Origin of the sequence: Luteitalea sp. (assembly GCF_044337415.1) — a bacterium.
In the GTDB taxonomy this organism is placed as follows: domain Bacteria; phylum Acidobacteriota; class Vicinamibacteria; order Vicinamibacterales; family Vicinamibacteraceae; genus Luteitalea.
In genome coordinates this window covers 1-20,922 of record NZ_JBIINP010000066.1, presented here as the reverse complement: position 1 = coordinate 20,922, position 20,922 = coordinate 1, and the positions used below count along the sequence as shown (strand labels likewise).

Sequence of the window (20,922 nt, the reverse complement as noted above, 5' to 3'; positions counted from 1 at the left end):
GAGGCGCGCCAGCAGTACCCGGTGATCACCGACGAGCGCATCATGCGCTACCTGTCGGCGATCGGCGATCGCCTGGTGGAGGCGGCACCCACGTCGCTGAAGGATCCGGTGTACGAGTACTCGTTCACACCCGTCAACCTGAAGGAGATCAACGCCTTCGCGCTGCCGGGCGGCCCGATGTTCGTCAATCGCGGCATGTTCGACGCCGCGGCCTCCGAGGGCGAGGTCGCCGGGGTGATGGCCCACGAACTGGCGCACGTGCTGCTGCGCCATGGCACGGCCAACGCCACGCGCGCGCAGAACCCGTGGCTGCAACTCGGCCAGGTGGCCGGCGCGATCGGTGGCGCGGTGGTCGGCGGCGCGGCAGGCTCGGCCATCGCTGCGAGCAGCCAGTTCGGCCTGGGCACGCTGCTGCTCAAGTACAGCCGCGACTTCGAGAAGCAAGCCGACCTGCTCGGCGCGCAGATCATGGCGCGGGCCGGCTACGACCCGCGGGCGCTGGCCCGCATGTTCGAGACGATCGCCCGGGAAGCGGGCGCCAGTGGCGGCCCGAAGTGGCTCAGCAGCCATCCCGACCCGGGCAACCGCACGCAGTACATCACACGCGAAGCGGAGCGGCTCACGGTGGCCACGCCGGCCGACGAACGCGGGTTCCCCACCGCCAAGGCCGCGTTCGCGTCGCTGCCGGCGCCGCGGTCGATGGCCGACACCGCGAAGGCCCGCTCGACCGACGGCCGTGGCGCGCGCACCTCGGTGGGCACGCCCGGCCTGCCAGTGCCGCCGCCCTCGTCGCAGTACCGGACCATCACCGGCGGTGGCGTGTTCGAGGTGGACGTCCCGACCAACTGGACCGTGCTGCCGTCGAGCACCAGCGTCAAGGTGGTGCCGGAGAACGGCTACGGCGAGCTGCGCGGCCAGGCGGTGTTCAGCCACGGCGTGGAGTTCGGTGTCGCACGCGCGACGACGCGCGACCTGCAGCAGGCGACCGACGAGTGGCTGAACGCCGTCGCCCGGCAGAACCCCGACCTGCGCGCGGCCGGCCCGCAACGGGCGGTGCGACTGTCCAATCGCACGGCCATCAGCACGCCGCTCGTCAACCCGTCGCCCCTCGGCGGGCAGGAACGCGTGTCGGTGTCCACGACGTTCCTCTCGGACGGCACGCTGTTCTACTACCTCACGATCGCGCCCGACCGCGACGCGGCCGCCATGGACGACGCCTTCCGTCGCATCGGGGCGTCGATTCACCTGACCGAAGCGCGCTGACCACCACTCGTCGACGCGTTCGATGGCGAGCTCGTCGGCCGGGCTCGAGTGGCGAGCTGGCCTCGGTCCGCTGGTCTGTGAGCACGTTCATGGGCGCGAGACGACGGATGCAGGGCAGCCTGCTACCTCAAGCGGCGAGGCAGAACGCTTGTGACCGAGCCGTGGCACCGCACTCCTCCTAGAGCGCTTTGGCAGCACCACAGATTGCCGTGACTTCGGCGTCCGACTAATCCGTTGGCCTTCCCACCCTCGCAGTTGCTTCGCAGACAAAGGTCCGCTCGGATCGAAGTCGCTACGGCATAAACGGCCAGGCCCTGCTTCTCGTACATCTCGGGCGTGGCGAACTGATACGCGGAGCGTACGTAGGTATGTCACGCCGGTCGGTCAGCGAGCGCCTCCAGCTGCGCCTCGGACGACCGGGAACGGTCACCCGCGTGCAGTCAGTTCCGTGACAGACGTCGCGCCTGCGGTTGGCTTGCCGTCGCCCGAAGCGCGCCAGCTTCATCGAGGATTCCCATGCGTCAGCAGCGCTCCCGGCGATGACTGATGCCATGGAGCGCAGCGTTGACGGCGCCCATAGCCATTGTTCAAGGTGACGGAGTCAAGGCAGGAGAGAGGGCAGGAATCGCCCAGTTCAGCCCACTGATCCTGACCGAAAGATCATTCCAACGAGGAGGGTCTGGCGTTGCCTGAAGCTTGCCCTTCTCGCCGAGTCCGATCTTTCTTCCGGCAACATGGGTGGCATTGGATGCCCGAAGCCAGAGCAGGAAGTCCCTGGCTCCATCGTAGGAATCGAAAGCCAGTACGGTGTCGCCATCTGGCTCTTCGATGGACAAGATGTGCCCCGACCTGTCCTGCAGGTACCACTGAGACACGCGCTGCTCCTCCGCTGTAACCAGCACCACCTCTGCCTCGTCGGGCAAGTCACTGAGGCTTGCCACGTCGTCAGACTCGGTGAAGGTGTCCGCGCCCTTCGCAACCGTCCGGACCGTGCAACTGGCTTTCAGCTTCGCCGTGATGTCCTGATCCGCATTCGAAGGCACCCGCACGAGTCGGCGAACGAGCCTTACCGTCTCCGCAGGCAAGGGCTGTCCTGACGCCGCGAAGAGTCCATCGGGTCGATACAGTTGGTGCAGTTGGGCCTTCGCGGCGGCGATGACGACGTCGAAGATCACGTTCCCCATGAGATCGAGGCCAACGGCCCCCTGCTGGAGGATGCTGGCTTGCAGGGGCGTGAGCGTTCCTGAGCTCGAGACATACCGCTGGCGCAGCACGACTTCCTCGGTCATGCCCCTCTCCGTGCTCGCGCCAAGTGTGGCCTTGCTGATCTCGCTGGAGCCCGGTGCAAGGCTCTCGAGCCCGGCACTGAGCGAGCCCTTCTGCGTGACGCCGATCTTGCCCAGATCGATGGTGTCGAACCTGGTCGACAGCTGATTCCACGACTTGAACCTGCCAAGACTGGTTGCGAGCAGGTTGAATTCCGTCCTGCACCGAGTAAGGCGGTCGGCCAACCCCTGGTGTTCGCCGTCGATGGACAGCACGATCCGGCGCGACTGCGTCGTCAGGTCCTGAACGCCGCTGCCCCCCGACCGCTGTATGGGAGCAGCGAGTGCAGCCTGTAATGCTGCCGGGGAGTCGACCTTGGCTGCCAATGCGGTGACCATCGCCGCCTGACCATCGGGGGCCAGGTCGAAGACCGTGCGCGGTGCACTCGGCTCAATCGGAAACGCCGTGGCAGAGACCTTCAGCTCGGAATTCAGAACAGGCGCGGTCAGGGTGGCGTGCCGCCTGGTCAGCACCGGCGAGCAACCGCTCCCGAGTGCGACAGCCCAAAGGAACACGAGGGTGCGCGGGAGCCAGGCGTGGGACCTCACTGCGGCTTCTCCTCACGCCGAGTCAACTTGTAGATGCCACCGCCATCAATCGCACCGGTCCTGGCATCGATGAGGTCCTTGTTGTCCAGTAGTTCAGCCGACCAGCCCGAACGCGGGACGAGGACGAAGTAGCCATTGTGCTGGCTGACGGCATGCAGCCGTTCACGCTTCGCATCCTGCGAGGTGATCGGAAAGTGAGCGGGGTGCACCCGAAGAAGGTGGTAGAGCATGATGATGAAGCAGCTATCTGCCACGGCAGTTGATGTCGCGCTAAGGATCTTCTTGGGCTTTGCCAGCCCGGTACTTGTAATCCCTGCCTTCTGTGGTTTTTTGCTTGGCATCTTTTGTTCCTCACCGTTTCGTCGTGGGCGCGGTTACCCAGCATGCATGTCGATGGCAGCCGGATTCGCGCGGCTACGCGCGCGGTAGTTGCAGGGGCACCGACACGGAAAGCCGGTTCGCTGAAGTCTCCGGCATTCGCGATGCCGGCCGGCTATGCACGGAGACGGACTCACCACGCCGATTTCCCGCCCGTCAGCTGCGGTTGGACCAGAAGAGTAAAACGCCGGATCCTGACGGCGCGTACAGGGGAACATCTCCCGTCCAGCGGGAGCTCTTGCGTCAGGCCAGGCGAGCCTCGCGTCCCACGAACGCGAGAATTTCGTGCGCCACGAATACCTGGTTGCGCTGGCGGCCGGTCACCTCGGCGACCACGCCGAGCTGCGCGAGCTTGGCGAGGTTCGCCGAGGCAGATGCGGGCGTCGCGCCGAGAAGCTCAGTAGCGCGGCCGATCGTGATGCTCGGCACCCGGAACAGTTCGTCGACGAGGCGGGCCAATGCGCCGGCCGATCGGGCGGGGCGTACCTGCGCCAGGTAGCGCTCACGCAGATCGATCAGCTGCTGCGCGAGGACGAGGCCGTCGCTGGCGCACTCCGCCACGCCGCGGACGAAGAACGACACCCAGCCAAGCCAGTCGCCGTGCGTGCTCACGCGCAGCAGGCGGTCGACGTACTCGCGACGATGCGCCTCGAAGTAGGCGCTCATGTAGAGCAGCGGCTGCTCGAGCCGGCCCTGCGCGCAGAGCGTGAGCGGGATCAGGAGTCGACCCACGCGGCCGTTGCGGTCGCGGAAGGGATGAATCGCCTCGAATTGGTAATGCGACAGCGCCAGGTGCACGAGGAGCGGCAGGTGCTCGGCTCCCCGGTGCAGGTCCTCCTCCCACCGTTCGAGTGCCTCCTTCATCTCGGGCATGGGCGGGGGCACGTACCGCGCCAGCAGGAGGCTCGTGCCAGCAACGCTGATGTAGTTCTGGACGTCTCGGAGCTGTCCCGGCCGATCGCGGGCAGCACGCACATCGGCAAGCAACGCGGCATGCAGCTCGCGCACCAGACGCAGCGACAGCGGGATCTCGCCGAGCCGCCGCAGCCCCAGCTCCATCGCCAGGACGTAGTTGAGGACTTCCTGGGTGTCCGCCGCCTCGGGCCCATCAGGCGCCTGCGGCGAGATGCCCAACTCCAGCAGGACGAGTTGCTCGGGCGTGGTCTGGGTGCCCTCGATCCGGCTCGAGAGGATCGCCTCTCGCCGTAGCAGGGGCTGGCCAATCAGGTACGGATTGACGACGCGACCCGCTGCGCCGGCCAGGCGCCCGAGGGCGTAATCGGCTTCCGACAGGAGTCGCTGCGTCGGCGCATCGAGCGCCACGGCAGTCGGCATCGGCTCGGGCACGAATGCCAACTCGCCCTGGCCGATTGGCACGAGACGACCCGGGCTATCTGCCGTGAAGTCAGAGGCTTGCACGCTATTTCAGGATCCTTGAGCAGTGACGCCTATATTTTAGCATCGCTGCCATTACCTAAAATAGCTCAAACCGGGTGTGCTCCAGACCGTTCGCGGGACTCGGGGCAATCGTGTGGCCGTCCAGCCTCTGCTAGAATCAGACGTTCTGGCCACTCGCCACCGCTCGGTGGTGGGTCCAGCCTGCCAGGGTGCCGGTGTAGCTCAGCCGGTTAGAGCATGCGTCTCATAAGCGCAGGGTCGGCGGTTCGAGTCCGCCCACCGGCACCACAGTTTCCTTCAGCTCCCAGCACACGGTTCAGCGTCACCCACCGCGGGCCGGGTCTCGGAGCCGCCCGCGAAACTCACTCGGGGCACGCTGGACCATCCAAGGCTCTCTGATTCAACCAGACGCCCCAAACAGCCTCGTTCGATGACGCTGGATGCGGAGTCTCGATGGCTTGCTCGACTGGACCGTCGATTCCCCGTACTCTATCGCTAACCACAATGCGATGGTGCGAGGTCCTGCTTCTGGCGTGGGCTGCGACAGGTCTGTCCCTGCTCGGCGGTTGCGGCCGAGGTTCAGCGGATGCCTCGAGTGAAGCCGGTCTGGACGGCAATCCGGAGCGTTACTTCGAACCCCGCCTGTCAGGCGAGGGACGTTATCGGCCGTTGGCGGTGGAAAGCGGCAGTTCGCTTGGCCGAGGGCGGTTGCGCGCTCGACTCATGCAGGCATCGACGAGTGCGGAGCAGTCCCCTGCGGCGGCGACCGCCGTTGCAGGGCTTGCACACCTGGTCGGGGGCGATGCCGACGCCGCCGTGGAGCACCTCCAGGATGCCGTCTATCTGGAGCCCACCTCCGCGGCGTTTCTCAACGACCTCGCGGCAGCACACCTCGTACGTGGCCGCCCCACGGATCTTCTGAGAGCCCTGGAACAGGCCGAGGTCGCTCTCGACCATGTCGCCTCCTGGCCTGTCCGATTCAACCGGGCAATCGCCCTCGAGCGCCTGGGACTTCTTGCCCAGGCACGCCAGGAGTGGCGGGCCTATGCGGAGTCCGGCGAGGCCGGGTGGCGGCAGGAAGCCGCAGTGCGGCTGCAACAAGCGACGGTGGCCACCGTGACCGTCGACGCCGAGACATTGCTCACCGCGGATGCCACATCCATCGCCACGATCGCGACCAGGCGACTCGGTCGCACGAGGCAGGTGCTGGAAGACGCCCTGATGCCATTGGTCGCTGACGAATGCGCTCGTGCACCCTCGGCGGGATGCAGGCGTGTCGTCGCAGCCATTCGGCGCGTGGCTGAGGCTGCAATGCTCGCGGCCCCGCGTGACTCGTGGTGGAGGCAGGTCGCGTCACAAGCTGAGGGTTGGGGGCGCGACCAAGGGAGGCAGGATGCGGCCGCGCTACGCGCCCACGGTGAAGCACTCAAGCTGTTTGCAGCAGACCGTGTGTCTGACGCCAACGTCATCTTCCGCTCGCTGAGCCTCAGCCGAGCCGGTGTCCCCGTGACGGTGCGGTCGAACGCCCAGTATCAGGTCTGCGTGGATGACTACCTCCGCGCCAGGCACGAGGCAGCGCGCAGGTGCCTTGACAAACTGGACGTCGCGCTGGTCGAGCGCCAGTTCTTCTACCACCGCGGCCGCCTGGAGTTGCTGCGAGCGCAGATCAGCCTGACCGAGGGAGACCTTGCGAGGGCATCGGCAGATTTCGACCGGGCCATCGCCATGATGACCGCTGCCGCTGATTCGCATCACCTCGCAGCGGCACAGACGCTGCAAGCCACGCTGTACGACCTCCTTGGCGAGTTCGACGCGGCGTGGTCGAGCCGAATCACCGCCCTCGGCGCTCCGGACCTGGAACCGCGGCGTCGGCACACGCTGCTGACGGGGTGTGCGCGCTCTGCGCTTCGACAGGGCCTGCCACGGGCTGCACTGGTGTTCCTGACCGCTGCCAGCGCTCACGCAGAAGGCTGGGGGCAACCGGGAGCGATGGTCGAGGTCCTCCTGGCTCGAGCCAGCGTCGAGCGTCGCCTGGGCCGAATCCCGGAGGCACGGCGCAGCGTGGACGCTGCGAAGCGGCGGCTTGAATCGATCGAGGACACCGCTGCGCGGACCAGGCTGGGCGCCGAGATTCCCATACTGGAAGGTGAACTTCTCGGCAAGTCGTCCACGAGCCAGGCACTCGCCCACCTGGCGCGCGCTGCGAGAGGTCTCGGCGCCATGCAGTATCTGCTGCTCACAGGCCGACTGGAAGCGAGTCGAGCGGAGACGCTTCTCCGAGCCAGGCGGAGCCGAGAAGCCCTGGAGGCCTACGAGAGCGGCCTCGCTGCGCTCGAGCACCAACAACGATCGCTGACGGGCGTGGCGCGAATGCAGGCGCGCGACCTGATCTGGAACCTGCACGAGGGCCTGCTCGAGGCCACCCTCGAACAGCACGGGGTGGACCGTGCGTTCGCAGTCGCGGAGCGCTCACGCGCTCAGGGGCTCGACGGGCGTACGCCGGCTCCATCCCCGGCGACTCCGAGTGACGTCATCCAACTCTTGCCGCCCGGTACGACGGTGTTGTCCTTCGCCGTGCTCGAGCACCAAATCATCAGGTGGCAGTTGACCAGCGAAGGTGTCGCTGTTCGTCGATTCGCTGTGACACGCGATCGGCTGGCGTTCCTCGTCCGTGGCGCACGGCGCTCGGCACAGGGGCGCGAGACGCGCGGGAGCGCCAGCCGCGAGTTGTACGCGCTGTTCCAGCCGGAGGGCGACGTCGCCCAGACTCGACTTCTTGTCGTGATACCTGACGGCCCCTTGCACGACGTGAACCCTGGAGCTCTGCGGGCATCCTCAACCGAGCCCTATCTGCTCGAGGAGCACGCAACGATCATCGCCCCAAGCCTCCGGCACTTCCTCTCGGGATCTCGAGCGCTCGAGGATGGCCGCCTGGGTCGCACTGCACACACCCTGATTGTCGAGGGGCGCCGGGGCGGCAACAGTGGCCCTACCACGTTACCAGCCCTCCCCGGCGTGCCGAACGAGGTGAGGGCCATTCGGTCCTTGTATCCCGAGGCAACGCTCCTCCGTGGGGAGCAGGCCACGCCTGACAGCTTCGTACGCGAGGCGGCACGAGCGAACATCGTTCACTACGCCGGGCATGCTGTCGCCGACCGCACCAATCCGGATCTCGCCCGCCTCTTCCTCGCGCCATCCGCTTCCAACGCTAGCGGATGGGTCACGGCAGCGCGCATCCAGTCCGCAACGTTCACCGAGACGAGGCTGGTCGTCCTCGGCGCCTGCGAAACGGGAGCGGGCCCCGTACTCAGGGGCGAGGGTGCCCTGAGCGTGGCCCGACCCTGGCTGGGAAAAGGAGTCGGTGGGGTCGTCTACAGCCTGTGGAGTGTTGACGACCGCGCGAGCGCAAGGCTGCTGGTCGATTTTCACCAGCAGGTACGGTCGGGGGTCGAGCCCGCTGTGGCCTTGCAGCAGGCACAGCTAGCCGAGCTTCGTCGGCGTGGGCCTGCAGACTCCCCCGCATGGGCTGCATTTCAGTACGCCGGTGGCATACGTGGTCTGTCCGCCGTTCGCAGGAGGAGTGTGAAAGATGCCGAGTAGTCGTCGAACGTTTCTTGGCCGGGGCATGCTGCTTGGTGCCGCAACAGCGTGCCCCACCGGAGCAGTTGCGGAAGCAAGGCAGGCGCCAGCGTCGCAGTTCTCCCTGCTCATGCAGTTCTCTGGCCTGCTGGTTCACGGTGCGGGGCCAGCCGCAACGGCGCACCGGCACGAGAGCTGGGATGTTCTCCTCGTGAGCGATCATGCGCACCGACCGAAGCTGCGCCTGCCCCTCCGGCACGTGGCGAATGCCGCTCGTTACGACGAGACCACCAACCCCACAGGCTACACGCACGATCGGTTGATGCCAGGCACCGGCGTTTGGGACCTGTCCGGCCTCGATGTCGTCGTCAAGCTCGATGGCAAGCCCGGAGGAGAGGTACTCGCGGTACACGGCAAGCGCCGAAAGGACGCGCAGGGCCGCTTGGTCGCTTGCCCGGATCGCACAAAAGACGAGGAGTATACGGACATCACCTGGATGGCCGATGTCGAGGCGTTTCTGGGTAAGGACCGAGCCCTCCTCAGGCCGGAGCTGAAGCAGGCCAAAGTGCCACCGGGGCTTCTGGCTGGTCGTGTACGCCTTGGTGGCGGAACGATCGGGTGTGCACGTCCGTCGCTGGAAGCGTTCGAAGAAGTCACGCTCACTTACAAGGACACCGAGTTTCCGCCGCAGTTCACCAGCGACCTGACGCGGTTCATCTCGGCGCCCGCTGGGCGCATCTCGCTTGAACTCGTCGACCTGTCGACCGGAGTCCCCAGAACGACACTCGAACTGACGGGAGCCGGCTCCGAACCTGTTCCCGCGTGGGTCGAGAACGTCGACCCACTGTTCGCCGAAAAGGTCCTGAGCGGCACTGTCAAGATCGCAGATTTCTGGAAGCACCACTTCGCTCCTTACCGAGAACTCTTCGGACGCGCCCTGCCAGCTTCTGTCGAACCGGTGCGAGGGTGCTGTCCCATGAGCCGGGCCGCACAGTGCGACCCTCCCTTCTACTGCGTGCCGATCAAGGGCCGTTTCGCGTGAGGGCGGCCCTCGCTTCCGGGGCGATTCTCGCGCTGGCTGGGGCGGCCACGCAGCAGCCGTCGGACAAGGTGACCATCGTGGATTCGTCAGGAATCACGGTCACCGATGCTCGTGCGTACGTGTCTGGGTCGAAGTTAGGCGCGTGCCACTGCCTTGTCACTCGACCGGACGATAGCCTCGGTAACATGACGCCTGGCCGTTCGCAGGTGGCGCTTCAGTCCTCGAGTCACGCCTTGCAGTTCGACCATGACGTCAAGACCTGGAGTCATCAGTCGGACGATGTGCATAAGGTCACACTGCGGCCACGCGTGCCAGTGAGAGTGGTCGTCTGGAACATCGTGGACATCGGCGATCCCGTCCAGCCCATGGCTGACCTGGCGCGCAAGACCTTCGATGCGCAGCACGTTGGTCTCGAGCTATCCGTCCACCATGAAGACGTCCGCGAACTCGCGGCGGCAATACCAACAGCGGCGTGTGAAGCTCTGCCCGCTCTGAAGAGAACTTCGCATCCGCGGGAGCCCAACCGCAAGGTGTTCGATGAAGGGGCGGTCAACGTGTACTACGTTGGAAGCTGTGGCAGGGATTGCATCGCGGCGGGCGCGAGCTGTGCCGACACGCGAGCCGTCTTCGTGTACAGCACGGCTGACACGGCGACGATGACGCACGAGATCGGGCATGCCTTTTTGGGTCACGTCGGCGTGAATCACTGGTACCTGAGCACCGGAGCGGACAACGTCATGAGTGACCGAGGCGAGTCGCTCCGCAACGACTTCTCCACGGGCCAGGCGATCGCAATCAATCACGAGCGCACAGGGGCCCTGGCGAAGCTCAGGCTCAGCAGGGTCCCCCTGGAATGCGCAGTTGATTGCCCCTCGATCCACGTGGATGAGACATGGTCGGACTGTCACAAGCCACCAGAAGCCGACCCGCCTGCCGAGGATGTGGTGACGGATTGGTTGAACTGCATCGAGTGTTCGGACGGACAGCTGGAGCGACTGCTCGAAAGAGCTTCCCCCCAGAAAGCCCCCTCCGAGGAAGCTGCCCCCGCAGGTGCTGTCACGACGCGCCTATCTGCTGCGCTCTTTCGTGATGGCACGGACAATGTGAGCACCCGGCACCATCGCCGCGCGATTCGGGCTCTCTTGGGGCTGGCTGTTGCGGGCGACCCCGGGGCTAGGGGGCAGCTCCGCGAGGCGAGTACCGGTGCCGGCAGAGACAGATACCGAGCGGATGTGCTCAGGGAACTCGATCAGGCGCTCCTGCTGGTTCCTTAGGCGTGCTCTGGCAGTCGGTGAGGACGAAGGAGGGTGTGATGAGCCGCCTTCGCGCTCAGCGTCGGCCAACTCGCCGCGCGCCGCAGGCGCAAATCGGCGAGTCTTCATGGCCGACGCCTACGTCCGGTCGGAGCCGGGCTGCCGGGCCAGATGGGCCGGGCTGGGACAGCCGGCCCTACCTTCCCTGGGCGATCTCGGCGGTCAGTCGGGCGCGGAGGCGGGTGACCACGTCCGGGTGCGCGGACGACTGGTCGTAGCGCTCAGAGGGGTCGTTGAGCAGGTGGAACAGCTCGACCTTCTCGCCGGGGACCAACGGCGCGTTCGGAGAACGCGCCCTACCCGTGTCTTTGGTGACACGCAGCTTCCACGGGCCCTGGCGGATAGCCTCGAGGGTGCCGCCGTTGTCGCAGAAGAGGGCGCGGTCGGCGGGCGGGGCGGCGGACGGGCCGGCACCGGGCGTGGTTGTCGGCCAGAGGTCGACGCCATCGACGTTCGCGGGCACCTTCGATGCGAGGCCGGCGCGGGCGGCGAGCGTTGGGAAGACGTCGATGATGCTGATCGGCAGGTCGGTGACCTGCCCCGCCTGGAGGCGGCCCGGCCACGCGGCGAGGAACGGCACGCGGTGGCCGCCCTCGTACGTGCCCGCCTTGCCGCCGCGGAACGGGCCCGGCGTGCCGTGATCCCAGGGCTTGACGATGTCGCGGCCGAACATGCGGTCGGGCATCGCATTCCAGGAGCCGTTGTCGCTGGAGAAGATGACGATCGTGTTGCTTGCGACGCCGGCGGCGGCGAGCGCGGCGCGCACCTGGCCGACCGAGTCGTCGAGCTCCGCCATAGAGGCTCGTCGTCTTGCCCTGCCACGCCGGTGAGACGGCCAGCGGCACGTGCGGCATCGAGTGCGCGAGGTAGAGGAAGAACGGCTGCTTCGCGGCAGCGCTGTCGCGGATGAACGCGACGGCCTCGCGCGTGTACGTGGGCGTGAGCGCGGCCGGGTCGGGCTTCGCGTCCGCCACTTCGCGACACTGCCGCCGGTGAACGACGACACCCGCAGGTCAACGTGAGTCGGTCCTGCACGACCGTCGCTGTTCGGGCGTCAGTCGTGCGGCCACGATGCTGGCCTCGACCCATGCCTCCACTTCCGATTGAACCCATCGCGCGCAGTTGCTGCCCAACGAGATTGGTCGCGGGAACAGCTGCTGCTTGATGAGGTTGTATACGTGGGCACGGCTCAAGCCCACGATCGTCAGGACGTCGTGCAGGCGTAGAAGTGGCGGCTAGACTCTAGGCGCAAGAATTGTTGCGCCTAGACGCTCATTCTTGCGCCTAGAGGTAGATAATTGCGCCTAGAGCGCTAGGCGCAATCAAGAGGACCCGCATGGCCCGCCGCACCCCGACGCAGAAACTCGACGAGATTGCGCATGTCCTCCGCGCGCACCCGGACGGCATGAGCGCGCCCGAGATCGCGCACGCCCTCGCCGAAAGGGGCTCCGAGCGGACCCTCCAGAACCACTTCGCGCGCTACGGACTCCGACCCGTGGAGTTCAACTCGTGGCACGCCGCGTGGACCGGCGGCGGGAGCGGCCAGGCGGGCTGATCGCCGCGGCGCTGACCGACATCCCGCTGCTTCCCTCGCTGATCGAGAAGGCCACCCGAATGCGGAAGACGCGTGCCGGCCCGTGGCTCGGCAGGGCCGTATTCGGGCTGCGTGTACGCCCTGGTCGTCTTCTGCGTTCTCTTCTGAGAGTGCACGACCATCGGCAACGCGGCATCCGAGGGAACACACAGACATGGGTCTCGGTCAGCAGTACTGCACGCAACTCCAGAAGAACCTCACGGGCCTGCATGCCAACTTCCCGCCCAATCGCCCGCTCGCCCTCGGCGACTACGGCGTCAAGCGAGACGATGTCTTCCAACGGCTCGGCAACATCCGCACGCTGGGTGTGGCCTTCACCGCCACCGAGGGCACGTCCGAGTCCACGATTCAGTTCAAGTCGGCCGGGGCGGTCGACGTGGAGTTCTTCGCGAAAGGTACGGCGCGCGTCGGCGCCGTGCCGGCCGTCAACGCCGGCCTCGACCTGAAGTTCACCCGCGAGAACGCCGTGTTCTTCAACGCGGCCGGCTGCACCCTCACCCAGGTCGACGACATCGCCGCCGTCGGCGAGGCCCTGGCCGCGCTGCTGGCGGCCGGTCGGTGGGACAGCGGCTTCTACGTCGTCACGAGCCTCGTCCAGGCGGCCAGCACCACGGCCGTCGTGTCGTCGTCGCGGGGATCGGAGGTCGGCCTCGAGGCCTCGAGCGACCTCGTGCCACACATCGACCTCGCCGACGCGAGCCTGAAGCTGCGGATCAAGCGGTCGCGCAGCACGGCGCTCGAGATCGTCACCGCGAACGGCCAGACGCCGCTGATGCAGCTCTCACGCCTGCGCGGGCTGTTCTCGAAGGTCATCCGTCCGGAAGCCGCGCTCGCCGGGGGCGAGGCGCGTCCATTCGTCCTCACCCCCGACGACGAGGCGATCGAGGCGCTGGTGGCCTCGCAGGCTGAGGATGGACAGGCCGCCGAGGCCACGCCCGAGGCTGCCGTGGCCGGTGGCCAGGAGATCGCGTCTGCCGCGGAGTTCCGCCCCGAAGCCGCCCCCTCGGCCTTCGAGGTGGACCGTGCGATCAGCGCATACATTCCCCTGCTCGAGGCTTGCTACGCGCTCGCCAATCAGCAGCCCGTGGCGATTCCGCCGGGGTACACCGTGCTCCACGAGATTCGTGTGAGCGTGGCGGAGGCGGCAGCCGAGGCCGAGATGGCCGAGTTCGCGCAACTCTCACCCGAGGCCCAGGAAGCCGTTGTCAACGACGCCGAGGCGATGGAGGCCATTGCCGACCCGGAGGCGTTCGGCTACGTGGTTCGCGAGGATGCCACTGGCGCCGTGCTCGTCTGCCTGCGCGGCACGCAGACGCCCCGCGAGTGGCTCGCGAACTTCACGGCCGTGCCCAATCCCTACAGTTTCGTCCCCGATTACGGCTGGGTGCATCTGGGCTTCGAGCGGATGTACCGCAAGGTGCGGGCCAGCATCCGCATGGGGCTGGCGGCGGTGGGCGACGTGCGCGTGACGGCACTCGGGCACAGCCTTGGCGGAGCGATGGCCACGCTGGCCGCCGTGGACATCCGCTTCAACATGGGCAAGGCGCAGGTGGACCTGTGCACGCTGGGCGGGCCGCGGACGGGCAAGGTCGGCTTCCGGCGCAACTTCAACCGCGACATCCCGCTGGCGTATCGCGTCACCAACCAGTTCGACGTGGTGCCAAACGTGCCCTCGTTCGTCACGGGATGGAATCACGTCGGCGAGGAGATTGAAGTCGACGGCAACGTGGACAACCCGCACAGCCTTGCCGCCTACCTGGAGGGGCTGCGCAACGTGGGCCGGCCGCGCGAGTGCGCCCCGGTCGGCGCTGCCGTCCCGGAGGCCGCCGCGCGTGTCGTCAGCGTTCGCCTGCCCTGAGGGTCACGGTGAACCGGATGGCGGGACCCTCGCCGGATGGGACGTCGACGAGGGTCTCCCCGTGACCCGCCGTGTCGGACCGCGCGCCAATCGTGAATCGGCCCGGCGGGAGGGCCATCGTCAGGGTGCCGTCCTCACCGCTGAGCTGGGCGATGTCGGCGTGCTGGCCCTGGGCGGGCGCAACGTAGACCGAGGCCAGCGCGACACCCGCGCCGGCCTCGTCCACGACACGGCCCTCCAGCAGTCGCACGGGCGGTCAGCTCCGCTTCCAGTTCTCGAGGTTGGCGAACACCTCGGCCGAGATGCGCGTGCCGGAGTTGGCGGTCGCGCCTCCGTAGGCATGGATGGCGACACCGATGCGGCGCCGGCCGCGAATCACATAGACACACGCCCCACTCTGGCCGCCGGCGGTGTCGGCCGCGTAGAAGACCTTGTTCGGCTTCACGCTGCCAATCGCGCGCTTGTCGTACCACAGCGTGCCCGACGGCTTGTCGCCGGGGTACCCCGCGATGTTGGCCGTGAGCGACAGGAGCACGTCGTCGGTGAAGACGCCGTAGCCGAACGCACCGATCTTCTGCGAGAAGGCGGCAGGCAGGACGATGGCGCCGTAGTCGAACGTCTCGAGGCCCTGGGTGAACCAGCCGTTCACCGTCCAGAACTCCGTGGCGGTGAGGGCGCCATAGGGCGCGTTGGCGGCATCGCGCCCGGGGATCACCTGGATTTTCTTGACGAAGCCGTCCCGGCCGGGCACGCCGCTGCCCTTGATGCACACGCAGTGTCCGGCGGTGATCAACGTGCGTGGACTGATGAACCAGCCGGTGCCAATCCACTGCGAGTTGTCGGCCGCCGTGATCACCAGCGAGGCGTTGAGCCGCCACGGCAGCTTCGTCGTCTCCGTGATGCGGATGCGCTCGTCGGTGCCGATGACGGCCTCGAGCTGCGGGGGCACACCGAAACTCGCGATGCCGATGTCGAGCAGGCCTTCCGTGTTGGGGACGTGGACCTCGGGCTGGCCCACGAACGCCGACTCGAGCATCGACTCGGTCGACGGACGGACGACGGGCTCCTCGGTCGCGTCGGCGGCGAGTTCGATCGCATCGCCCTCGCCGGGGTCGCCGAGCGCAATCAGCTCCGCAGGGTTGGTGGCCTCGACCGGCACGAGGTTGGAGATGGGGGCGTGCAGTCCGGTTGGGACGGCTGGGGGCATCGGTTGGCTCCTCTGGACGTATGATCCTGACGCTTTCACAAACGACGCAGCGCTTCGGACCGGACATATGCCACACCCGTTCTTCGACGCGATGACGTTCCCCTGGGCGCGTCAGGACGCCCAGGCCCTCCATACGGCGCTGTTCCAGGCGCCGGCGCTCTCGGCCCAGCTCGTGCACGTCTACCAGGTCGTCGGCGGACTGCAACCGCTCACGCCGGGCCTGGCCGCGCACCTGGCCTGGCGAGAGGTGCTCGACCTGCTCACGGGCGGGCGGCGCCTGCGCGCGCTCTGCGATCACCTCCTGGCCACGCCGGCGCACGCGGCCTTGCACCCGGCCGTGCAGGCGGTCGTCGACGCACGCGACCCGATCAGGGTGCAGGGACTCGTGCGCCGCTCGCAGGTGTTCATCGACCGTGCCTCGCTGCGCTCGCAACTCGAGGGACTGATCGACCCCTTCAGCGAGTCGCCCGTCCTGCTCGTGCGCGGGCCCAGCGGCTCGGGCAAGTCGTGGACGCAGCACCTGGTCATCGAGACGGGGCGCGCCTTCGGCGCCGAGTGCGTGTTTCTCTTCCCCGGCGTCGTCTCCGGCGTAGAGGACGTCGTCGAAGCGCTGTTTGCCGCCATCGGGGCCGGGGCGAGCGTTCCCCCGCGGCTCGAAACCGACGATGCGTGGTTCCGCAAGGCGTGCCTGAAGCTGCAGGCGCAGGCGGTGACGCAGAGGGTCGTGATGTGGGTGATCGTGGACGACCTCGGCGACTACCCGGAGGGCCCGCGCCTCGACCCGAACATCCGCCGCTTCTTCGACCAGTTCGTGCTCATGATGGGCAACCCGGCGTTCGCCCGGCACTTCCGTCTGGTTCTCCTCGACTACCCGGACGGCGACGTGCCCACGCGCTGGCAGAGCGTCTGGGCGGAGGACCGGTTGTCGGAACGCGACGTGGACGCCACGCCGCTCCGGGACTTCCTCCTCGGATGGGCCAAGGGGGCAGACAAGCAACTGGCCGAGGATCGGGCCGCCGAGATCGCGGCCGCCATCCTCGCGCGCGCCGACGAGCCGGTGCCCGCCGGCGCGCCACCGCCGCCTCCACGGCTCCGACGCATCCACGCCGAGGTGAAGCGCGTGCTGGCCACCCTGTAGCGCCCGCTCATGGCCGTCCTCTACCGCGACGAGTTCGTTCCCGCCGACGGCTATGCCCGAGGCTTGCGCGCCACCGCTCGTGCAGTGCTGCGCCTGCAGTCGCAGGGCGCAGCGAGGGATTACGTCTGCTCAGGGCTGTTTGTCGCACCCGGTGTCGTGATCTGCCCGAGCTTCGCCGTGCCGCGCGTGGATGGCCGCCCTGTACGCCTGTCCATCACACGGACGGGCGCGGGCGTGAAGGAGTCGCCCGATCGACCGCGCGTCTGCCGCGACGAGATCGAGATCGTCGAAGACGACGCTGGCGCCGACGAACCCATCGGCATCGCCATCGCGCGATTCGAACCCGAACGCACCGACAAGGTGGTCACGCTGTCGTTCGACGAACCGGCCGCGCACGACATCGTGTCGGTGGTGGGATTCCCCGAGGGTCGTCGGGAGCCGGCGCTGAGCCTCGGTCGCCTCGGATCGACGATCGACCCACGGATGCTGGTCTACGACGCCGCGACGGCACCGGGCAGTGCAGGCGCCGCGGTGTGCGACCTGAAGTGGCGGCTGATCGCGATTCACATGGGGACACAGGATCGCGAGAACCGAGGGCTCGGGCGCGCGGCCCTGCTCGACTACGTCCGTCGGTCGTCGGCGTGGGAGGAAGTCGCGCGCCATCACCGGCTCGCCGACGACTCACGCGCCCGGGTCATGCTCGGTCAGCCCGTCGTCGACGTCATGGTCCGCTCGACCACGCCTGTGGAGACGGCCCGTGGGCCGCACCCCGACATGCTGCGCGCGGCCGTATCGATTAGCGTCGCTGCGTCCTCCATCGACCCCTCCGTGGTCGACGACCTCGAAGGGCAGGTCGCCGATCCGGACGCCGACGCGTGGACGATGCGGCCCGCGGAGCGGCGCGCGCTGCTGCGAGCGGCCGGCGGTCTCGATGCGCTGCGTGCCGCGCGCGGATCGGAGCCCGCAGCCAGCGTCGGCCAGACCGTCGTGGACACCGTGCTCGGCGGACCGCCCTACGCGTGGCGCGACGCCAGCGAGGAGGCGCTCGGCTGGTGGCTGCAGGTCGTCCGCTGGTTCGAAGGCATCGCCCCGGATCTGCCCTCGCCAGCCGAGGTCTCCACCCTGCTCGAGCGTCGCCGGTTGCGCGGCCGATTGGAGCGCATCGCCGGTCCTGGCTTCCGCGGACGCGAGGATGACCTGAACGCCCTCCGCCAGTGGGCGGCCTCCAACGACGGACCATGCGTGGTCACAGGCGTGGGAGGCGTCGGCAAGTCGGCGCTCGTCGCGCGATTCGCCGCCGAGCAGCCGGCCGACACGCTGCTGCTCTGGCTCGACTTCGACCGTGCGGACCTCGCGCCAGACGACGCGCGATCCGTGCTGTCGGCGATTGCGGCGCAGGTGGCGACGCAGGTGGACGGCTGGCAGACTCCGTCGCTGTCGGGCGATTGGCAGACCGGCGCTGCCGAACTCGGACAGCGCATCGCGAGCGCCATCGGTCCTGCGTCGGCGTTGCTGGTGCTCGACAGTTTCGAGGCGGCGCAGTACGCCGAGCGATACCAGGAGCTCTGGCCCGTGCTCGAGCGCGTGTGTGAGGCCGTGCCCGCGATGCGGGTCATCGTCACCGGGAGGGCGCCGGTGCCCTCACTGCAACTGCGGGGTCGGCGCGCAACCCTGCGCGCGCTCAAGGGGTTGGCCGAACCCGACGCGCGGGCCTGGCTCGAGAATCTGGGTGTGGAGGAGCCGGGCGCTGTCGCGCGCGTCCTCGACCTGGCCGACGGCATCCCGCTGATCCTCAAGCTGGCGGCGCGATACCTCGACGAAGGCGGCAGCCTCGCGACCCTGCCTGCCGATCTGCCGCCCGTGATCGTCGCGGGCTATCTCTACGACCGGATTCTCGACCGGGTGCAGAACGCCGCAATCAAGCCGCTTGCCCGCGGTGCGCTGGTGATGCGTCGCCTCACGGCGCCGATGATCGAGCCGATTCTCGGTGGGCTCGTGGAGATGCCCGAGGGAGCGCCGGTCGAGTGGATGGCCGAACTCGCGCGCGAGATGGCGCTCGTCGAGGGAGGCGAGACGCTGCGCCTGCGCCCCGAGGTGCGAGCCGCGACACTGGAGTTGCTCGAACGGGAGTCGCCGCTGTTCGTTCGTGCGATCGACGAGCGTGCCGCCGAGTGGTACGCGTCGCAATCGGATCGGTCACCTGAACTGGCGGCCGAACTCGTGTACCACCGCCTGCGTCTTGGCGATGTTGCCGGCGCGGCGGCTGCGTGGGTCGATGGCACCGGCGCCTACCTGCTCTACGCCGACCAGGAACTCCGCGATCCGGCCACGCGTGCGTGGCTGCAGGCCCGCCTCGGGTTGCAGACCGGCGCCGCGCCAGTGGACGTATGGGAACAGGGCGCGGCCGAGCGCGTGCGGGAACTGCGGACCCGCCGGCACGCACGTGCCGTCCCCGAGATCCTCCGGGAACGCACGGATCGCTCGCCGGGCGGGCCCTTGCTGTTCCATGACGCGTTCGAAGCCCGCCGGGCCGGCCAGTTCGTCGAGGCCCGCACGATGCTCGAGTCGCATCTGCACGATGCGACAGGCGCGGTGGCGAGAGACCGGGCGGTCCTGCTCGCCCTCCTCCATACGGACCTCGGCGAGCACGAACGCGCCGATACCCTGCTCGCCGGCGTGAGCGGGCCGAGTCACTGGAACGACCGCCCCGGGTTCACGACGGGACCGCTCGCACGGCTCACAGCGGCGCTGACCATCGAGGCCGCTCGCGTGCGCGTGGCCCTGGACCCCGAGGCCGAGGCCCGACTGCTGACGACTGCCTCCACGTTCGACGACTCCACGCGCCACGTGCTCGCCGATTTCGACGTGGTGCTCCCGGCGTTGCGGGAGCGTCTCGGGGGCTTCGTCACATACGAGCGCGCCGATCGCCTGGTGCCTCTGGTCGAGCCGCCGATGGTGGCGGTGTTCGACGGGCTGCTCGAAGAGGAGCGGGCGCGCGCACTGCGCGGCGAGCCGCAGGACCAGCGGCAGCGCCGACACGACCTGCTCGGCGCCTGGGGAGCCGGCGGCACGTGGGAGAGCGCCACGCACCCGACGCTGGCGCATCGCCTGGCCGAGTTCGGCTGGCGCCGCTGGTGGCGCATCGCGCACGGACCGGCGCTGCAACAGGCCATCGTCCTGGCAGGGGCGACCAAGCCGTCCAGTAGCTCCTCCGAAAAGGCCATCGTCGGCGTGATGGCGCTGGCGGCAGTGCGTGCCGGCGCGGTGCTGCTCGGCGCCAAGGAACCGCTCGAGCACACGCTGAGCCGCCACCCGATCCTCCGGGCTCCGCTGGCCGTGAGCGCGGCACGGTGGTCGCGTCTGCGGCCGGTAATCGAGGCCGGCTTCGGTGAGTCCGTGCTGCCGTGGCCGGAGCCGCGTGGCCCCGAGGGCGAGGTCGTGATCGTGCCCGCCGAACAGCTGCGCCGCGAGCGGAACGACACCTGGCCGGCGCGCGTGCTGGCCCTGCTGGCGCTCGTGGCGCCCGACCCGCTCGAAAGCCTCGTCAACGCGATTGCCGGGCAGCCCGATCCTCCGGTCTGATCGAAGAGGGACACCGCCATGCCCAACCCGCTGCTCGACGCGTTTCCCTTTCCGTGGGCTCTGCGTGAAGCGCAGATGCTGCACATTGCACTGTGCGAGCTGTATCCCTCGTCGAAGGGGGCCATGTTCGTGGCCGAGAAGGCCGGACACCAGCTGTGGAACTTCAACCTGGATCAGCCGGCATACATGCTCTGGCGTGACATCCTCGGTGCGGGCGCCACGGCGAAGTCCAACCGCGTGCTCGTGCAGGTGGCACGCGACGAGAAGCCCACCAGCCCGCGTTCGGCCTTGTTCGAGGCGTTGCTGGCGTCGCGCGAGTACGCGGTGGACGCGGAACCGCGCGGGCCCGATGGCGCGCCGAGCTTCCTCGTCAGCACCGACCAGGTCACCGAGCCGGAGGCGCTGCTCTTCCACGACGACCTCTCGCTCGAGGTCGGTCGCGTTCCGGCGCTCATCGACACGCTGCGCACGCTCATGGCGATCTCGCCCGCTGTGTGCCTGCTCCGCGTGCGCGGACCGGCTGGCGAGCAGACGGGCACCGGGTTCCGCATCGCCGACGATCTCCTGCTCACCAACTGGCACGTGGCTCGCGTCCTCGGTCAACCGGCCACGACCATCACCGCGGAGTTCGGGTTCGAAGACGACGGGCGCGGCGGAGGGCTGGCGTCGCAGCCGTTCACGTGTGACCCCGCGCAC

At 68.2% G+C, this 20,922-nt stretch carries 15 protein-coding genes, 1 tRNA gene and 1 pseudogene; 10 read left to right on the top strand and 7 right to left on the bottom strand.

Translation table 11 applies throughout. The features are described from left to right. Positions 1 to 1,263: M48 family metalloprotease (locus ACIRDX_RS11845; RefSeq protein ID WP_396625634.1), on the top strand; the 1,263-nt coding region annotated here is incomplete at its 5' end. A gap of 587 nt (positions 1,264 to 1,850) precedes the next feature. On the opposite strand, the gene ACIRDX_RS11840 is transcribed toward ACIRDX_RS11845, so the two are convergent. The 3 genes from ACIRDX_RS11840 to ACIRDX_RS11830 all read right to left on the bottom strand — a co-directional run bounded on the left by ACIRDX_RS11840 (position 1,851) and on the right by ACIRDX_RS11830 (position 4,892). Then, positions 1,851 to 3,062, bottom strand: a complete 1,212-nt coding sequence (locus tag ACIRDX_RS11840; protein ID WP_396625633.1) for a hypothetical protein — start codon at positions 3,060 to 3,062, stop codon at positions 1,851 to 1,853. A 71-nt stretch (positions 3,063 to 3,133) separates the two neighbouring features. Further along, positions 3,134 to 3,478 (bottom strand): hypothetical protein, encoded by a 345-nt coding sequence (locus ACIRDX_RS11835; RefSeq protein ID WP_396625632.1) that lies wholly within the window; start codon positions 3,476 to 3,478, stop codon positions 3,134 to 3,136. A 280-nt stretch (positions 3,479 to 3,758) separates the two neighbouring features. Continuing rightward, positions 3,759 to 4,892 (bottom strand): Fic family protein, encoded by a 1,134-nt coding sequence (locus ACIRDX_RS11830; RefSeq protein WP_396625631.1) that lies wholly within the window; start codon positions 4,890 to 4,892, stop codon positions 3,759 to 3,761. A gap of 232 nt (positions 4,893 to 5,124) precedes the next feature. Between ACIRDX_RS11830 and ACIRDX_RS11825 the strand changes: the two genes are divergently transcribed. The 4 genes from ACIRDX_RS11825 (at position 5,125) to ACIRDX_RS11810 (ending at position 10,808) form a co-directional block, all read left to right on the top strand. Beyond that, positions 5,125 to 5,201, top strand: a tRNA-Met gene (locus ACIRDX_RS11825). Positions 5,202 to 5,417: 216 nt separating this feature from the next. Further along, a complete protein-coding gene (locus ACIRDX_RS11820) occupies positions 5,418 to 8,513 on the top strand; it encodes a CHAT domain-containing protein (RefSeq protein ID WP_396625630.1) in 3,096 nt (1,031 codons plus the stop codon). Between the two features lie 109 nt (positions 8,514 to 8,622). After that, positions 8,623 to 9,534 carry a hypothetical protein gene (locus tag ACIRDX_RS11815; RefSeq protein ID WP_396625629.1) on the top strand — a complete coding sequence of 304 codons (912 nt, stop codon included), beginning with the start codon at positions 8,623 to 8,625 and terminating at the stop codon, positions 9,532 to 9,534. Positions 9,535 to 9,719: 185 nt separating this feature from the next. Next, positions 9,720 to 10,808, top strand: coding sequence for a hypothetical protein (locus ACIRDX_RS11810; RefSeq protein ID WP_396625628.1), 1,089 nt, complete (start codon positions 9,720 to 9,722; stop codon positions 10,806 to 10,808). A gap of 175 nt (positions 10,809 to 10,983) precedes the next feature. Here ACIRDX_RS11810 and ACIRDX_RS11805 read toward each other — a convergent pair whose 3' ends face one another. Both ACIRDX_RS11805 and ACIRDX_RS11800 read right to left on the bottom strand, forming a co-directional pair. Next, positions 10,984 to 11,853, bottom strand: coding sequence for a sulfatase-like hydrolase/transferase (locus ACIRDX_RS11805; protein ID WP_396625627.1), 870 nt, complete (start codon positions 11,851 to 11,853; stop codon positions 10,984 to 10,986). 7 nt (positions 11,854 to 11,860) lie between these two features. Then, entirely contained in the window at positions 11,861 to 12,067 is a 207-nt protein-coding gene (locus tag ACIRDX_RS11800) for a helix-turn-helix transcriptional regulator (protein ID WP_396625635.1), read from the bottom strand. Positions 12,068 to 12,183: 116 nt separating this feature from the next. Between ACIRDX_RS11800 and ACIRDX_RS11795 the strand changes: the two genes are divergently transcribed. Both ACIRDX_RS11795 and ACIRDX_RS11790 read left to right on the top strand, forming a co-directional pair. Next, a complete protein-coding gene (locus ACIRDX_RS11795) occupies positions 12,184 to 12,402 on the top strand; it encodes a hypothetical protein (RefSeq protein WP_396625626.1) in 219 nt (72 codons plus the stop codon). A 193-nt stretch (positions 12,403 to 12,595) separates the two neighbouring features. Continuing rightward, positions 12,596 to 14,299: a hypothetical protein gene (locus tag ACIRDX_RS11790; protein ID WP_396625625.1), complete on the top strand. Its 1,704-nt coding sequence runs from the start codon at positions 12,596 to 12,598 to the stop codon at positions 14,297 to 14,299. Here the strand turns inward: ACIRDX_RS11790 and ACIRDX_RS11785 are convergent. Beyond that, entirely contained in the window at positions 14,280 to 14,549 is a 270-nt protein-coding gene (locus ACIRDX_RS11785) for a hypothetical protein (protein ID WP_396625624.1), read from the bottom strand. The genes ACIRDX_RS11790 and ACIRDX_RS11785 overlap by 20 nt on opposite strands. A 6-nt stretch (positions 14,550 to 14,555) precedes the next feature. Further along, a complete protein-coding gene (locus ACIRDX_RS11780; protein ID WP_396625623.1) occupies positions 14,556 to 15,506 on the bottom strand; it encodes a trypsin-like serine peptidase in 951 nt (316 codons plus the stop codon). Positions 15,507 to 15,573: 67 nt separating this feature from the next. Between ACIRDX_RS11780 and ACIRDX_RS11775 the strand changes: the two genes are divergently transcribed. From ACIRDX_RS11775 to ACIRDX_RS11765, 3 genes and pseudogenes are all read left to right on the top strand, one after another. Then, a complete protein-coding gene (locus ACIRDX_RS11775) occupies positions 15,574 to 16,644 on the top strand; it encodes a hypothetical protein (protein WP_396625622.1) in 1,071 nt (356 codons plus the stop codon). Positions 16,645 to 16,653: 9 nt separating this feature from the next. After that, positions 16,654 to 20,226, top strand: a complete 3,573-nt coding sequence (locus ACIRDX_RS11770) for a trypsin-like peptidase domain-containing protein (protein WP_396625621.1) — start codon at positions 16,654 to 16,656, stop codon at positions 20,224 to 20,226. An 18-nt stretch (positions 20,227 to 20,244) separates the two neighbouring features. Continuing rightward, positions 20,245 to 20,922 (top strand): annotated as a pseudogene (locus ACIRDX_RS11765) (hypothetical protein); the annotation flags it as partial.

Bases quoted from the DNA above. Each gene is read 5' to 3' on its own strand.
- ACIRDX_RS11835 (WP_396625632.1), bottom strand. From the start codon at position 3,478: ATGCCAAGCAAAAAACCACAGAAGGCAGGGATTACAAGTACCGGGCTG.
- ACIRDX_RS11820 (WP_396625630.1), top strand. From the start codon at position 5,418: ATGCGATGGTGCGAGGTCCTGCTTCTGGCGTGGGCTGCGACAGGTCTG.
- ACIRDX_RS11815 (WP_396625629.1), top strand. From the start codon at position 8,623: ATGCAGTTCTCTGGCCTGCTGGTTCACGGTGCGGGGCCAGCCGCAACG.
- ACIRDX_RS11810 (WP_396625628.1), top strand. From the start codon at position 9,720: ATGACGCCTGGCCGTTCGCAGGTGGCGCTTCAGTCCTCGAGTCACGCC.
- ACIRDX_RS11795 (WP_396625626.1), top strand. From the start codon at position 12,184: ATGGCCCGCCGCACCCCGACGCAGAAACTCGACGAGATTGCGCATGTC.
- ACIRDX_RS11790 (WP_396625625.1), top strand. From the start codon at position 12,596: ATGGGTCTCGGTCAGCAGTACTGCACGCAACTCCAGAAGAACCTCACG.
- ACIRDX_RS11780 (WP_396625623.1), bottom strand. From the start codon at position 15,506: ATGCCCCCAGCCGTCCCAACCGGACTGCACGCCCCCATCTCCAACCTC.
- ACIRDX_RS11775 (WP_396625622.1), top strand. From the start codon at position 15,574: ATGCCACACCCGTTCTTCGACGCGATGACGTTCCCCTGGGCGCGTCAG.
- ACIRDX_RS11770 (WP_396625621.1), top strand. From the start codon at position 16,654: ATGGCCGTCCTCTACCGCGACGAGTTCGTTCCCGCCGACGGCTATGCC.